We start from the raw sequence: 15,030 nt of genomic DNA, 5'->3' as shown, positions 1-15,030 counted from the left end.
CTCCAAGGAATGCCATGACCGCAACCGCTGCCCCTCTCGCCTCCAAGCTCTCCACCCTGCTGGCCTCCCGGGTCGTCCCCGTGCTGCGCTACACGGACGCCGCCACCGCCGCCTATGCGGCCGAAGTCGCGGTGGCCGCCGGCTGCACCACGCTGGAACTGACCTGGACCATTCCCGGCGTCACCGACCTGCTGCGGGCGCTGCGCGACAAGCACGGCAGCGCGCTGCTGCTGGGCGTGGGCACGGTGCTGGACGAGCACCAGGCGCGCGAGGCCTTGGTCGCAGGCGCGGACTTCCTGGTGTCGCCGGCGCTGGCCACCGACATCGTCGACCTGGCGCATGCGGCCGACGCGCTCTGCCTGCTGGGCGCCTTCACGCCCACGGAAGTGTTGGCGGCGCGCCGCGCGGGCGTGGACGTGGTGAAGATCTTCCCCGCGGACACCGGCGGCCCCAAGCACCTGGCCGCGCTCAAGTCGGTGTATCCGGACACCATTTTCTGCCCCACGGGCGGCGTTACCCAGGACAACATGGGCTCGTACTTCGCCGCCGGCGCCGCCATCGTCGGCATCGGCAGCAATCTCTATGACAAGGCGGCCTTCGCTGCCCGCGACACCGCCGCGCTGGTGGCGCAGATCATCCGCACCCGGGAGGCCGCCCATGGCTGATTTCGACATCGTCGCGCTGGGCGAGCCTCTGGTCGAACTGAACCAGACGCACCAGGACCAGCGCCAGTATCTGCAGGGCTTTGGCGGCGACACCTCCAACGCCGTCATCGCAGCCGCGCGGCAGGGCGCAAGCTGCGCCTATCTGACGCGGGTCGGCAACGACGCCTTCGGCCAGCAGTTCCTGGACTTGTGGCAGGCCGAAGGCGTGGATACGTCCGGCGTGCAGGTGGATGAGCAGGCCCACACCGGCTTGTACTTCGTGCAGCACGGCCCGGACGGCCATGCCTTCAGCTATCTGCGCCGCGGCTCCGCCGCCAGCCTGATGACGCCGGCCAGCCTGGATTCGGGCCTGATCGAACGCGCCCGCTACCTGCACGTGTCGGGCATCAGCCTGGCCATCAGCACCAGCGCCTGCGATACCGTGTTCGCCGCCATCGAGCGCGCGCACGCGGCCGGCGTCCAGGTCAGCCTGGACTCGAACTTGCGGTTGCGCCTGTGGCCGGTGGACCGCGCCCGCGCCGTGCTGCGCGAAACCATGCGCACGGCCGACCTGTTCCTGCCCAGCATGGACGATATGCAGCATCTGACCGGCAACGACGATCCGGAACGCACGCTGGACTGGATCCGCGACGCCGGCGCCACCGGCGTGGTGGTGCTGAAGCTGGGCAAGGACGGCTCCATCATCGACGACGGCCAGCGCCGCGTACCCGTGGCCGCCTTGCGCGTGGATGCGGTGGACGCGACCGGGGCGGGCGACTGCTTTGCCGGCAGCCTGCTGGCGCGCCGCTGCCAGGGAGACTCCTGGGAGGATGCCGTGCGTTACGCCAATGCCGCGGCGGCCTTGTCCACGCTGGGCTACGGCGCGGTCGATCCGCTGCCGCGCAAGGAACAGGTGCTGGAGCGGCTGAAGAGCCTTTCCTGCTGATCGCCGGGGGGCTGGACCGGCGCGGACGACTGTCCAGGCTGACTGGGCGGTGTTCCGTCCCGCATTTGATTGCTCCTGGCGCGAACGTGGCGGAAACGCCGCATTTTCGCGTCATTGGCGCCGTCAGGGCATTTCAGGCTAAAATGCCAAGTTACCCGAATTTTCCGCCAGCCCAGTATCCGGTTGTGCGGGCAACATTTCCGCAAATTCAACAGGAGAATCAACATGGCTGAACGCAAACGCGTGCGTCGCAACACCCTGGAACGCCGTTGCCTGGGCAAGGCTTTCAAGCGCTTGTTCGTCAAGTCGCCCAAGGGCGTTTTCAAGATGCTGGAAAAGATCAAGCGCGTCTAATTGACGCGTCCGGCCGCAGCCCAGGCTCGGCCAGATCAAAAAAAAACCCGCTCGGCGCGCCGGCGGGTTTTTTTTCGTCCTGCGCGGACCGGCCTATGCCTGCTCCTGGGGCGGACCGAGCTTGGGCAGAATGAAATCCATGAAGGCGCGGGTCTTGGCCGGCTGGATGCTGGACGGATACACCACGTAGATCGAGATCGGATCCACCGACCACCCTGGCAGCACGCGCTTGAGCGAATTGCGCTTGATGATGGGCTCCAGCGCCAGGCAGTGCGGCATGCGCGTGATCGCCAGGTCCAGGCCTGCCAGGGTGCCCGCGATGCTCATATTGTTGGCCGCCAGGTGGCCGCTGACCGGCACGCGTTCACTGACCGCGCCGCGGCGCAGCGTCCAGTGCGAATGCGCCTCGTCGATGGTGGTGCGCAGGCACTGATGCCGGCTTAGATCCGCCGGCGTTTCGGGCTCGCCGTGGCGTTCCAGGTAGCGGTCGGAGGCATACAGGTAGTTGTCCAGGGAGACCAGCTCCTGCACGACCGCGCCGCCATGCATGCCGCCGTTGCCGTTGATGTCGGCGGCGCTGGCCGCTGCCAGCGGGTAGTCGGCGTTGCTGCCGAAGCGCAGCACGATGTCGAACGGCGTGCCCTGCGCGTCGGAGGCCGTCAGCATGCTCAGGTCGAACTCGCATTCCACTTCCGGATAGCGGTCGGTGAAATCGTTGATGGTTTCTGGCAGCAGCCACATCGCCAGGCTGTAGGGCATGGATACCCGCAGGTTGCCAGAAGGGCCGCCGGACAGGGACTGCAGCTGCTCATGCGCCAACCTGGCTTCGTCGATCAGGCCCTGGCAGCGCCGCATGTAGGCCGCGCCGGCTTCGGTGAGATCCAGGCGGCGCGTGTTGCGGTTGATCAAGCGCAGGCCGATGGCGCGCTCCAGCTCGTTGATGCGCCGCGATAAAGTCGAGGTCGGCATGTTCAGCGCGCGCGCCGCCATGCTGAAGCTTTTGCGCTTGGCAACCTCCACGAACAAGGCGATGTCATTGAGCTGGACGGTCGAAGCTTCCATAGGCATTCCGGTTTTGGCCGCCCGAGTGTACGCCACTAAGGAGTGCGTCCACGGCAGATAAAGTGCCGAGACGGCCTGTCAACTGTCGTTTTTGTCAGATTTGATTGCAAATTTGAGCCTTACAGGGCCGGAACGCGCGTGCATATCCCCTAAACTTCAGGCGAAAACACCAAAACCAAGACCGCAGCGCTTGCTCGACGCATCGCAAAGGGGCTCAGTGGGCATGACCGACACACCAACTTTTTTCACTGTTTTGACGCCCACCTACAATCGGGCGGGCACGCTGCACCGGGTATATGAATCGCTTTCCCGGCAGACTTTCCGGGATTTCGAATGGGTCGTGGTGGACGACGGTTCCACCGACAACACCCACGAATCCATCCTGGACTGGCAGGCGCGCGCCGATTTTCCGATCCGCTACTTCTGGCAGAACAACCGCCACAAGAAAACCGCCTTCAACCGCGGCGTGCGCGAGGCGCGCGGCGAACTCATCGTCGCCCTGGACAGCGACGACGAAATGCCGGCCGACGCGCTGGCCACGTTCAAGGAGGTCTGGGACGGCATTCCGCCGGCGCGGCGCGAATCCTACGTGGCCGTGACCGGGCTGTGCGCGCGTCCCGATGGCAGTATCGTCGGCGACCGCTATCCGCAGGACGTGTTCGACAGCACGGCGGTGGACGTCTATTTCCGCTATCGCATCAAAGGCGAGAAATTCGGCTGTATGCGCACCGACATCCTCAGGAAGTATCCCTTCCCCGAGGATGTCGCAGGCTTTGTGCCCGAAAGCCTGGTGTGGTGGGCGATTGCGCGGGCGGGTTATCTCAGCCGCTTCATCAACCGTGTGGTGCGGACTTATCACGACACGCCCGGCGCCCTGAGCCAGGGCGCCGTTTCCGTGAGCAACAACGCGCAAGGCCTGTACCTGCTGGCCTGGGACATGCTGCAGCATCACCTGGAATTCTTCCGCTACCGCCCGCGCGAATTCATCATGGCCGCGGCGCGCTACACACGCTTTCGGCTGCATCTGAAGCACTCCGGCGTGCCGACGGCGGTGCAAGCCTACAAGCTGACCAATCCCATGGCGAAGTTCATGGTCGCGGCCCTGTGGCCGCTGGGCTATGCCATGTACCGCCGCGACAGGCGCCGCGGCGTGGCCTGAAGCCTGCCGCGCAGGCAGGCCCCTGCCGGTGCTTCAGGCGGCGGGCGCCGAGGCAGGGGCTCCGTGCCCCAGCCCCAGATACACCTCGACCACGCGCGGGTCCTCCGCCACCTGGGCGGCCGGGCCTTCCAGCGTGACGGCGCCGGTTTCCAACACGTAGGCATAGTCCGCCACTTGCAGCGCGGCGCGGGCGTTCTGTTCGATCAGCAGGATGGACACGCCCATCTCGCGCAGGCGCGTGACGATGCGGAACACCTCGCGCACGATGCGCGGCGCCAGCCCCAGGCTGGGTTCGTCCAGCATCAGCAGCTTGGGCTTGGCCATCAGCGCGCGGCCCACCGCCAGCATCTGGCGTTCGCCGCCGGACAGCGTGCCGGAGAGCTGGAGGCGGCGCTCCTTCAAGCGCGGAAACAGTTCATAGACCTCGGCCAGTGTCTGGTCCTGGTCGCGCAGGCCGCTGCGGAAACGGTGGAACGCGCCCAGCATCAGGTTGTCTTCCACCGTCATCTCGGCGAACAGCTCGCGCTTTTCAGGCACCAGGTTCATGCCGGCCGCCACCATTTCCTCGATCTCGGCATGTTCCTGCACCTTGCCGCCGAAGACGATCCGGCCGCTGGACGGCAGCACGCCCATGATGGCCGACAGCAGCGTGGTCTTGCCGGCGCCGTTGGGGCCGATCACGGTCACGATCTGGCCTTCGCCCACTTCCAGGCTGACGCCCGAGACGGCCTCGATCTTGTCGTAGGCCACGCGCAGGTCGCGCACTTCCAGCAATTTCGCGCTCATCATTCCACTCCGCCCAGATAGGCTTCAAGCACCGCGGGGTTGTGCTGGATCTCGGCGGGCAGGCCTTCGGCGATCTTCTCGCCGAAGTCCATGACCACCACGCGGTCCACCAGCCCCATCACGAAGTCCATGTCGTGCTCCACCAGCAGGATGGCCATGCCTTCGGCGCGCAGCTTCTTCAGCAATTCGGCCAGTTCGCATTTTTCCTGGTAGCGCAGGCCGGCGGCGGGTTCGTCCAGCAGCAGGATGCAGGGATCGGACGCCAGCGCGCGGGCGATTTCCAGAATGCGCTGTTGCCCCAGGGCCAGCGAGCCGGCCTCGTCGTGCAGATGCTTGCCCAGGCCCACGCGTTCGACCTGGCGCGCGGCTTCGGCCAGCAGGCGCGCTTCTTCGGCGCGGTCCAGCCGCCAGGCGGCCGGCAGTACGCCGCGATGGCCGCGCAGGTGGGCGCCGATGGCCACGTTTTCCAGCACGCTCATGCGGCCCAGCAGGCGCACGTGCTGGAAGGTGCGCGACAGTCCCAGCCGCGCAATGCGGCGAGCGCCGGCGCCGGCCACGGAATGGCCCAGCAGCGTTACCGTGCCGGAAGTCGGCGTGTCCACGCCCGAGATCTGGTTGAACATGGTGCTCTTGCCCGCGCCGTTGGGGCCGATCAGCGCCAGGACTTCGCCGGCGCGGATTTCCAGGTTCATGGCGTTGTTGGCGACCAGGCCGCCGAACTTGCGGGTCACGTCCACGGCCTTCAACACCACCTCGCCGCGCGGCGGCATGGGCTTGCGCGGCAGCGGCTCGGCATTCATGTCCAGCTTGCGCTGCTGCTTCTTCACCGGCACGCAGCGCGTCAGCACCGGCCACAGGCCGCTGCGGGCGCGGTGCAGCAGCAGCACCATGCCGAAGCCGAACACGATTACCTCGAAGTTGCCGGTCTGGCCCAGCAGCCTGGGCATCCAGTCCTGCAGCCATTGCTTGAGCACGGTGAAGACGCCCGCGCCGACCAGCGCGCCCCACACCTGCCCCGCGCCGCCGATGACGGTCATGAACAGGTATTCGATGCCCATCTGCAGGCCGAAGGGGTTGGGGTTCACGAAGCGCTGCATGTGCGCGTACAGCCAGCCCGAGGCGCAGGCCTGCAGCGCGGCGATGATGAAGATCACCATGCGCGAGCGCGCCGTGTCCACGCCCATCGATTCAGCCATCACGCGGCCGCCCTTGAGCGCCCGGATGGCGCGGCCCTCGCGCGAATCCAGCAGATTCTGGGTGGACCACACCGCCACCAGCAGGAAGGCCCAGATCAGGTAGTAGATGTTGTCGCCCTGGTTCAGCGTCCAGCCGAACAGGTTGATGGCGGGAATGTCCGGGATGCCGGTGTGGCCGCCCAGGCCTTCGACCGAGCCGAAGACGAAATACAGCGACAGGCCCCAGGCGATGGTGCCCAGCGGCAGGAAATGCCCCGACAGCTTCAGCGTGATCGCGCCCAGCAGATAGGCGATGACCAGCGTCAGCAGCAGCCCCGCCAGCAGGGTCAGCCAGGGCGATGCGCCCAGCCATGCCAGCCAGGACGGCAGCGTGTCCGCGCGGGTGGTCAGCAGCGCCGTGGTGTAGGCGCCCACGCCGACGAACGCGGCCTGCCCGAAGCTCGTCAGGCCGCCGACGCCGGTCAGCAGCACCAGGCCCAGCGCCACCATGGCGTACAGGCCGATGTAGTTCAGCAGCGTCACATAGAACGGCGGCAGCACCAGCGGGCCCAGCGCCAGCAGCGCCAGGAATGCGAGGAGGATGTGGCGCGGGTTCATTCGTCTTCTTCCTCGACGTGATGGCTTTTCAGTGAACGCCAGAGCAGCACGGGGATGATCAGCGTGAACACAATGATTTCTTTGTAGGCGCTGGCCCAGAACGAGGAGAAGGCTTCGATCAGGCCGACCAGGATGGCGCCGGCCGCGGCCAGCGGATAGCTCACCAGGCCGCCGATGATGGCGCCCACGAAGCCCTTCAGGCTGACCATGAAGCCGGAGTCGAAGTACATGGTGGTGATCGGAGCGATCAGGATGCCCGACACCGTTCCGATCAGCGCGGCCAGGAAGAACGTGGCCTTGCCGGCGAAGATCGGCGAAATGCCCATCAGCCGCGCGCCCAGCCGGTTGAAGGCGGCTGCGCGCAGCGCCTTGCCGTACATCGAGCGTTCAAAGAATTGGTAGAGCACGACGATGAGCAGGGCCGACACCGCCACCACCCAAAGCGCCTGGCTGTTGACGTTCAACGGTCCCAGCGCCAGGCTGGCGTCGCTGAACGGCGCCGTGCGCGCGCCTTCCGCGCCGAAGGCCAGCAGCCCCAGGCCGACCAGCGCCAGGTGCACGGCAATGGAGACGATCAGCAGCACCAGCGTCGAGGCCGACGCGATGGGCTGGTAGAACAAGCGGTACAGCTGCGGTCCCATCGGCACCAGCAGCAGCAGCGTCAGCAGCGCCTGCGCGGCCATCGGCAGCTGGGCCAGCGGCAGGTTGTAGAACAGCGCGGCCAGCACCAGCGGATAGGCCAGCTTGACCGCCATGCGCCAGGCGCCGCGGTTGCGCCCGGGGCGCTTGCGCCGCGCCAGCAGATCGGCGCCGACTTCGGCCAGCGCGAAGGCAAACAGCAGCCACACCAGCAGCACCGGCTTGCCGGCCTGCAGCGCGGCCATGGTGAGCGCGCCGAACGCGACGAACTCGCCTTGCGGGATGAACAGCACGCGGGTGACGGTAAAGACCAGCAGGATGGACAAGGCCAGCAGCGCATAGATGGCGCCGTTGGTGATGCCGTCCTGCCCGAGTATCAGGGCAATCTGAGCATTCATGCGAAATTCCGGGTAAGACAGACAAGCACGCCAGGTACGTCATCCCCTATGCACCGCGCGTCCCCCCAACGGGACACTGCGGAGCCGGAGCTGCGCTACTTCAGAGGAATGCGAATGAGCAAGCTCCGCGCACGCCATGGTGATGCCACGAAGCAAGCTCTGCGCACCCTATCGGGATGCCGCGGAGCCGGCTTTGCCGGTCCGCAGGCATGCCCCCCTTGGGGGGGAAGCGCGCAGCGCTTCGGGGGGGTTACTTAATCAGCTTCCAGGCGCCGTCCTTGACGGTGATGAGCTCGCGGCCGCGATCGTCAAAGCCGCTGTGGTCGGCAGCCGTCATGTTGTAGACGCCTTGCGTGCCGACCAGCTCCTTGGTCTGTTCCAGGGCATCGCGCAGCGCGCTGCGGAACTCCTTGGTGCCCGGCTTGCCGGCCTTTTCAGCCAGCGGCACGGCCTTTTCCAGCAGCAGGCCGGCGTCGTAGACGTTGGCGCCGAAGGTGGCGGGCTTGGATCCGTTGAGCTTTTCGTAGGCGGCGATGTAGTCCGCAGCGACCTTCTTGGACGGGTTGCTGTCCGGCATTTCCGGCAGCACCAGCATCAGGCTGGCGGCCAGCACCGTGCCTTCAACCTTCTTGCCGCCCAGCTTCAGGAAGTCGGGCAGGGCCGCGCCGTGGGTCTGGTAGAACTTGCCCTTGTAACCCTGATCGAACAGGGTGGTCTGCGGCAGCACGCTGGCGGCGCCGGGGGCGGCCACCAACACGGCGTCCGGCTTGGCGGCCAGGATCTTCAGCGCCTGGCCGGTGACCGAGCTGTCAAAGCGCAGATAACGTTCGTTGGCGGCGATCTTGATGCCCTTTTCGGCGGCCAGGCCCGAGAAGACCTTGTACCAGTTCTCGCCGTAGGGATCGTTCAGGCCGATGAAGCCGACGGTCTTGATGCCGGTCTTGGCCATGTGGTCGACCAGCGCGCGCGCAATGATGTCGTCGTTCTGGGTGGTCTTGAAGACCCACTTCTTCTGGTCGTTCATGGGCAGCACGACGGCGGCGGTGCCCACCGGCGCCAGCATCGGCACGCCGGCCTCGGCCGCGAACTGGATCACGCCCATGGCGTTGGGCGAACCCGACGGGCCGATCAGCGCGTCCACGTTCTGCTCCGAAATCAGCTTCTTGAAGGCCGTCACCGAGTTGGTGGAATCGCTGGCGTCATCCAGCGAGATATATTCCACGGTCAGGTCGCCGATCTTCTTCGGCAGCAGCGGCACGGTGTTCTTCTGGGGAATCCCCACCAGGGCCGTCGGGCCGGTGGATGAGGTAACGACGCCGACCTTGACTTGGGCCAGGGCGGGCAGGGCGAACAGCGCGGCTACCGCGGCGGCAGCGGCCAGGGGGAGTTTCTTCGACAGCATGGCAAAACCTCCGGATAGGGAGCAGGGTGGGGGTGCGGCTGGAAAACGGAGAAAACGGTACTTCTGTGCTTGCTTGGTTTGCTTTAATACTTGTTGCTTAAACTTTCTGTGCGCAGGCTCGCACTGTAGACCTGGTCCGCAGTGCTTACCTATCCGTCAAAACCCGAAGCAGCGCGCGCGATGCGCGTTCAGATGGTGATGGAGCTGACGCTGGCGCCGCCGCAGACGAACAGCGTCTGGCCGGTGACGAAGCTGTTGGCGGGATCCGAGAAGAACATGACGGCGCGCGCCACGTCGTCGGAGCGGCCCAGGCGCTTGACCGGTATGCCGGCTGCCAGCTGTTTCTCGCGTTCGCTGCCGGGCTCGATCACCTCGTAGAACATGTCGGTCTGGATCGGGCCGGGAGCCACCACGTTGACCGTGATGCCATAGGGCGCCAGCTCCAGCGACCAGGTGCGCGCCATGCCCACCATGCCGGCCTTGGTGGCCGAATAGGCGGTGCGGGTCGGCAGGCCCAGCGCGCCGCGCGAGGACATCATCACGATGCGGCCGAACTTGCGCTCCTGCATGCCGGGCAGGGCGGCCTGCACCAGGCTGATGGCCGCGCCCAGGTGGATCTGGGTCAGGCCGTGCAGTTCTTCCTGCGTGACCTGCGGCAGCAGGTTGGGCCAGATGACGCCGGCGTTGTGGATGACGTGGCTGATGGGAAACCGGGCGGCGGCTTCGGCGCCCGCCTGCGCGGTGGCCTCGGCGTCCAGCAGGTCCACCTGCACGTTGTGCAGGCGCGGGTGGCTGAAGTCGGCGGCGCGGCGCGCCATGGAAATCACTTCGTAGCCTGCGTCCAGCATGCTGCGGCAGATTTCGGCGCCGATGCCGGCGCTGCCGCCGGTGACGATGGCGACGTTGGTGTGCGTCATGGATATCCCCCTGTTGTTGTCGTGAGACCGGCTCAGGCGCGGCCGGCTCAGGTGCGGCCGGCTTAGGCCTTGGGCGCCAGCGCCAGCACGCGCAGCGGGCTGCCCGAGCCGCTGCGGATCTTGAGCGGCGCCGAGAAGATCACCGCGCCGGTGGGCGGCAGCTGGTCCAGGTTGGTCATGCATTGCAGGCCGTAGCGGTTGTTGCCGTGCATGTAGTAGTGGCAGGGATAGGGCGGATTCAGGTGATGGGCCTGGCCCGTATCCGTGCCGATCGACTCGGTGCCGAAACCGTGCACGTCGCGCTCCTTGATCAGCCATGGCACCACTTCGGCGTCCGGGCCGGGCGAGTGCGCGCCGTCTTCCTGCAGGTTCAGGTAGTCGGCGGGCTTGGCGCGCTTGGACCAGTCGGTGCGCATCAGCACCCAGGAGCGCGCGGGGATGCGGCCGTGTTGTTCTTCCCACTTTTTCACGAAGTCGATGGTCAGCAGGAAGTCCGGGTTGTCGCGGGACTCCGCCGAGCAGTCGATGACGCAGGCGCTGGCGATGAAGGCCTCGATGGGAATCGTGTCCACCGTGTTGTCGGGCAGGTCCTTGCCCGTGACCCAGTGGGCCGGCGCGTCGAAGTGGGTGCCGGTGTGCTCGGAACACGAGAAGTTGTTCCAGTACCAGGCGGGGCCGCGCTCGTCGTAGCGCGAGATCTCCTCGATGCGGAACGGCCAGGCCTGGCCGAACTCCGGCGGCAGCACGATGGTCGGGAATTCCGGCGTCAGCGTCTCGGTCAGGTCCACCACGCGGATGCGGCCGGACACCAGTTCGGCCATGAATTGGGCAAGAATGTTTTGGCTCATGTGCTGTTCCTTTAGGTTCGTGCGTTGTCGGGGCGGCGGGCCGTCAGGCTCCCAGTTCCCGTTCCAGTCCCTTGGGGTTCTCCGCCAGCCGGGCGCGGAATTCCTGCGCGACATCGCCGACATAGACGTCCTCGATGCCATCCTTCAACGCGCGCACGATGGCGGTGGCGATCGCCGCGGGCGCCACGCGCGGGGGCGGCGTGCGCTGCTCCCATTCGTGATCCACCGGCCCGGGGAACACGTTCACCACCCGCACGCCCGCGCCGCGCATCTCGGCGCGCAGGCATTGCGCCAGGGACAGCGCGGCCGCCTTGGACGCCGACCACATGCCGCGCGACGGCAGGTTCACGTGGGCGTAGATCGACAGCACGTTGACCCAGGCCGTGGCGCTGTTCACGCCGTCCGCGGCGCGTCCGCACAGGGCCGGGCCGAAGCTTTGCGCCAGCCGCATCAGCCCCAGCACGTTCACATCCATGGCGTCGCGCGCCGTATTCACGTCCTTGCGGTTCAGCAGCCCGCCTTCGCGTTCCAGGTCGGCGGTATTCACCAGGATCTCGACCTTGCCGCCGATGGAGGCGGCGACGCGTTCGACCGAATCGGTATCGGTCACGTCCAGCACCACCGCCTGCACGCGCGGGTCGGCCGCCAGCGCGTCGTAGGCGGCGTCGCGCTTCCAGGCCTGCGGGTCGCCCAGGAACACGGTCGGGCAGCCGGCGTCCAGCAAGGCGCGTGCCACCGCCTGGCCCACCGCCGACTTGCCGTCGGTGACGAGCGCGCGGCGGAACTTCGGATCGCACGAGGTTTCGCGCAGGGTCTTGTCGTCTTCCATGTTGGGCGTATTCCTTTCAGGCAGGGCGATCATCACGGCCTGGCCGCTGCGGTCCAGCTTCAGCGCCAGGCGCACGCGGTCGCCGTCGGCGCAGTCCTGGTGCACGTGCGCCACCACCGAGGGGCCGGCCGTCATGCGCACCGTGCCCACGCGCCAGGGCAGGCGTTCGCGGAAATACAGGTCGTTGCTGTGATGCAGGGTGGTGCTGACCAGCAGCACGCCGCTGGGATCGGCCGGGCGCCAGGGCAGATGCTCGGACAGGCATTGGCCGCAGACCTCGCGGGGCGGGTACTGGACCGCGCCGCAGTCGGCGCAGGTCTGCAGGTCGAAGCGGCCCTCGGCGGCGGCGGCGGTCAGCCCCAGCGCGCTGCGGCTGCGCCAGCCCGGCGGCAGCGTCGGCTGGCGGGTGCGGGCGATCGGATTCTTGCGGGGCGGCTTGGCCAAGGGTTCGGTCATGCGTGGCTCCCCAGGATGGCCGCGGCGGTGCACAGCCCGCGGTCGTAATTGATCATGCCGAAGCCGCTCACCATGCCGAGGCGGGCGTCGGCCACCTGCGTGCCGCCGGCCGTGCCGCTCAACTGGCGCAGCGCCTCGACCATGCCCAGATAGCCGCCGGCCGCGCCGGCCTGGCCTACCGACAGCTGGCCGCCATTGGTGTTGAAGGGAAAGCTGCCGTCCACGGTGAAGCTGTGGCGGCGCACGAAGTCCGGCGCCTCGCCTTTGGGGCAGAAGCCCAGGTCTTCGATCTGCATCAGGTTGATGACGGGGTAGTCGTCGTAGGCCTGCAGGAAATCCATGTCGCCGGGCTGAACGCCAGCCTGGCCATAGAGCTCGTCCAGGTCCACGGTCCAGCCGCCGCGGGTCTGGATCGGGTCCTCGGTCCAGGCGTTGTGGCGTTCGATGGTCGACAGGATGCGGGCGTAGGGCAGGTTCAGCGCGCGCGCCCGGTCTTCGCTCATGACCAGGAAGCCGTCGGCGCCGGCGCAAGGCATCACGCAATCGAACAGGTGTATCGGGTCGGTGATGACGCGGGCGTCCAGGTACTGGGCCAGCGTCAGCGGCTTTTTCATCAACGCGTGCGGATAGCGCAGGGCGTTGTCGCGCTGCGCCACGCACAGCTTGCCGAAGTCCTCGCGGGTGGCGCCGGTCGTGCGCATGTAGTTGGCGGTCAGCAGCGCGAAGCTGGCGTTGGGTCCGCCCGCGCCATAGGGATAGACGGCGTCCTGCGCGAAGCGTGAGAACTGGCTGACCGTGTTGCGGAACGAGTCCACGTGGTTGGTGTCGCCTGCGATGCAGGCGACGATGCTGGCGTCGCCCGCCTGCACGGCGCGGGCCGCGCGGCGCAAGGCGGCCACGCCGCTGGCGCCGCCCATGGGGATGTGGTCCAGCCAGCGCGGGCTCATGCCCAGGTGCTGCACCAGGCCGACGGCAGTGTCGGGGGCCAGCGTGAAGCTGGACACGCACAGTCCGTCCACCTCGGTCTTGGCGATGCCGGCCTGGCGGATCAGCGCGCCCAGCGCCCGCCCCAGCCACCAGTGGGCGGCACGGGTGGAATAGCGTTCGTACGGAATCGTGACGGGCAGGGCCGCCACTACGCCGTCATAGCCCAGGCGGCTCATCGCGCGGGCTCCTGGCGTTTCTTCATGTGGCCGGTGTCCACGCAGCGGGCCGTGCCGGGCAGCGTGGGCGCCAGGGCTTTCATTTCGCCGCGCTGGATCTTGTTGGTGGTGGTCAGCGGCAGGCTGTCGACGAAGGCGACGTAGCCGGGGGCCTTGTAATAGGCCAGTTGTTCCAGGCTCCATTGCACGATGCTGCGCGCGGCCTCGGCCATTGCGGCGCCCTCGGCCGGCAGGCTCTCGGGCACCACGCAGGCCAGCACTTCGTCGCCGCGTACCGCGTCGGGCACGGCGGCGACCGCCACGGCCTTCACCAGCGGATGCTGCAGCAGCACGCTTTCCACTTCCACGGCGGAGATGTTCTCGCCGCTGCGGCGGATCACGTTCTTCTTGCGGTCCACGAAGCGCAGCGCGCCATCGGCGTCGCGGCGCACGATGTCGCCGGTATGGAACCAGCCGTCTTCCCAGGCCTGGGAGGTCGCGTCCTCGTCCTTGAGGTAGCCGGCGAAGAAGCCGTAGCGCGGGTCGTCGCCGGCGTGGCGCACCAGCAGTTCGCCCGGTTCGCCGGCGGCGGCCTCCAAGCCGGAGTCGGCGACGATGCGCACCAGCACGTCGTCTTCCTCGCGGCCGAAGCAGCTGCTGCCGATGTGGCGCGGCTCATGATTTGCGATGATGACGGCGCCCGCGCCGGTCTCTGTCATGGCCCAGGCTTCCAGCAGCGGAAAGCTGAAGCGCTCTTCAAACGGCTGGTGCAGCTTGCGGTCCACGCCCGCGCCGAAGCCGAAGCGGATGGCAGGCTGCTTGTCGCGGGCCGAAGGTTCGGCCTTCATCAGGATGGCGGGCATGACGCCCAGGTAGTGCAGCACCGTCGCGCCCGAGTCGCGCACGCTGTCCCACCAGGTCTTCGGGTGGAAGCGGTCCAGCGGAATCAGGCAGCCGCCGGTCAGCAGCATGGCCATGGCCGAATACGCCATGGCGTTCATGTGGACCAGGGGCAGCGGCGTCAGCATGCGTTCCTGTCCCGGGCGCAGCTCGCACAAGCCGCCGATGCGGGCGTACCAGCCTCCGGCGTGCAGGAAATAGCGGTTGGGCAGGATGCAACCCTTGGGCCGCCCGGTGGTGCCGGACGTGTAGAGCAGGGCGCATTCGGTCAGGACATCGGGCTCGCGGCCCGCCAGCGGCGCGGCGAACGGTGCGGCGGGAGGGGCATCATCGGGACCCATCACGCGCAGTTCGCGGCCGGCGCGGGTTGCGGCGGCCAGCAGGTCGGCGTGGCGCTCGGGCAGCGCCACGGCCAGCGCGATCTCGGAGTGGCCCGTCAGGTATTCCAGTTCCGCTGCGCGCAGGTCGGGGTTGATGGGCACCACCGACACGCCCAACGCGTTCAGCGCGAACCAGTGCAGGAAGAAGGCAGGGCGGTTTTCCAGCAGCAGGCCGGCGCGGTGGCCATGGCCGTAGCCGGCGCGGGCATAGGCCGTGCGCAGGGCTTCGATGGCCTCGGCGGCCTGGGCGTAGCTCAGTTCGCCCGCGGCGATGCCGTAGGCCTGCGCCGTTTCCGGCAGGATGCACAGGAAGGGCTGGGCGCCGTAGCGGGCCGCGGTGTCGCGGAATGCCTGATGGACCGTGGTGCTCACAAG

At 67.5% G+C, this 15,030-nt stretch carries 14 protein-coding genes; 4 read left to right on the top strand and 10 right to left on the bottom strand.

The window, feature by feature from the left end:
- Nucleotides 1-14: 14 nt before the first annotated feature.
- From NGK62_RS06660 to NGK62_RS32345, 3 genes are all read left to right on the top strand, one after another.
- Nucleotides 15-665 carry a bifunctional 4-hydroxy-2-oxoglutarate aldolase/2-dehydro-3-deoxy-phosphogluconate aldolase gene (locus NGK62_RS06660; RefSeq protein WP_059371585.1) on the top strand — a complete coding sequence of 217 codons (651 nt, stop codon included), beginning with the start codon at nt 15-17 and terminating at the stop codon, nt 663-665.
- Entirely contained in the window at nt 658-1,590 is a 933-nt protein-coding gene (locus NGK62_RS06655; RefSeq protein ID WP_059371586.1) for a sugar kinase, read from the top strand. The genes NGK62_RS06660 and NGK62_RS06655 overlap by 8 nt, the downstream gene beginning before the upstream one ends.
- A gap of 225 nt (nt 1,591-1,815) precedes the next feature.
- A complete protein-coding gene (locus tag NGK62_RS32345) occupies nt 1,816-1,944 on the top strand; it encodes a hypothetical protein (protein ID WP_006226408.1) in 129 nt (42 codons plus the stop codon).
- Nucleotides 1,945-2,037: 93 nt separating this feature from the next.
- Here the strand turns inward: NGK62_RS32345 and NGK62_RS06650 are convergent, their stop codons facing one another.
- Nucleotides 2,038-3,006, bottom strand: coding sequence for a LysR family transcriptional regulator (locus NGK62_RS06650; RefSeq protein ID WP_251877781.1), 969 nt, complete (start codon nt 3,004-3,006; stop codon nt 2,038-2,040).
- A gap of 223 nt (nt 3,007-3,229) precedes the next feature.
- On the opposite strand from NGK62_RS06650, the gene NGK62_RS06645 reads away from it, so the two are divergent.
- Nucleotides 3,230-4,165, top strand: a complete 936-nt coding sequence (locus NGK62_RS06645) for a glycosyltransferase family 2 protein (protein ID WP_059371588.1) — start codon at nt 3,230-3,232, stop codon at nt 4,163-4,165.
- Between the two features lie 33 nt (nt 4,166-4,198).
- Here NGK62_RS06645 and NGK62_RS06640 read toward each other — a convergent pair whose 3' ends face one another.
- From NGK62_RS06640 to NGK62_RS06600, 9 genes are all read right to left on the bottom strand, one after another.
- Nucleotides 4,199-4,951, bottom strand: coding sequence for an ABC transporter ATP-binding protein (locus NGK62_RS06640; protein ID WP_059371589.1), 753 nt, complete (start codon nt 4,949-4,951; stop codon nt 4,199-4,201).
- On the bottom strand, nt 4,951-6,744 hold the full coding sequence (locus tag NGK62_RS06635) for a branched-chain amino acid ABC transporter ATP-binding protein/permease (protein ID WP_059371590.1): 1,794 nt from the start codon (nt 6,742-6,744) through the stop codon (nt 4,951-4,953). The genes NGK62_RS06640 and NGK62_RS06635 overlap by 1 nt, the downstream gene beginning before the upstream one ends.
- A complete protein-coding gene (locus NGK62_RS06630) occupies nt 6,741-7,781 on the bottom strand; it encodes a branched-chain amino acid ABC transporter permease (RefSeq protein WP_059371591.1) in 1,041 nt (346 codons plus the stop codon). Before NGK62_RS06630 ends, NGK62_RS06635 begins: the two co-directional genes overlap by 4 nt.
- A gap of 250 nt (nt 7,782-8,031) precedes the next feature.
- Entirely contained in the window at nt 8,032-9,183 is a 1,152-nt protein-coding gene (locus tag NGK62_RS06625; RefSeq protein WP_059371592.1) for an ABC transporter substrate-binding protein, read from the bottom strand.
- A gap of 188 nt (nt 9,184-9,371) precedes the next feature.
- The gene (locus NGK62_RS06620) at nt 9,372-10,100 is read right to left on the bottom strand and encodes an SDR family NAD(P)-dependent oxidoreductase (RefSeq protein WP_059371593.1); all 729 of its coding nucleotides are present in this window, start codon (nt 10,098-10,100) and stop codon (nt 9,372-9,374) included.
- A gap of 62 nt (nt 10,101-10,162) precedes the next feature.
- The gene (locus tag NGK62_RS06615; protein ID WP_059371594.1) at nt 10,163-10,948 is read right to left on the bottom strand and encodes a cyclase family protein; all 786 of its coding nucleotides are present in this window, start codon (nt 10,946-10,948) and stop codon (nt 10,163-10,165) included.
- A gap of 43 nt (nt 10,949-10,991) precedes the next feature.
- Complete coding sequence (locus tag NGK62_RS06610) at nt 10,992-12,233, bottom strand: SDR family NAD(P)-dependent oxidoreductase (protein WP_251877779.1); 1,242 nt, start codon at nt 12,231-12,233, stop codon at nt 10,992-10,994.
- Nucleotides 12,230-13,396 (bottom strand): thiolase family protein, encoded by a 1,167-nt coding sequence (locus NGK62_RS06605; RefSeq protein WP_251877777.1) that lies wholly within the window; start codon nt 13,394-13,396, stop codon nt 12,230-12,232. Before NGK62_RS06605 ends, NGK62_RS06610 begins: the two co-directional genes overlap by 4 nt.
- Nucleotides 13,393-15,027 carry an AMP-binding protein gene (locus NGK62_RS06600; RefSeq protein WP_251877775.1) on the bottom strand — a complete coding sequence of 545 codons (1,635 nt, stop codon included), beginning with the start codon at nt 15,025-15,027 and terminating at the stop codon, nt 13,393-13,395. Before NGK62_RS06600 ends, NGK62_RS06605 begins: the two co-directional genes overlap by 4 nt.
- Nucleotides 15,028-15,030: the final 3 nt, after the last annotated feature.

This window comes from Achromobacter sp. Marseille-Q4954, from assembly GCF_943737025.1.
GTDB classification, from domain to species: Bacteria; Pseudomonadota; Gammaproteobacteria; order Burkholderiales; family Burkholderiaceae_B; genus Achromobacter; species Achromobacter bronchisepticus_A.
Note: the sequence above shows the minus strand (reverse complement) of the source record. Positions and strands in the feature narration are given on the sequence as shown.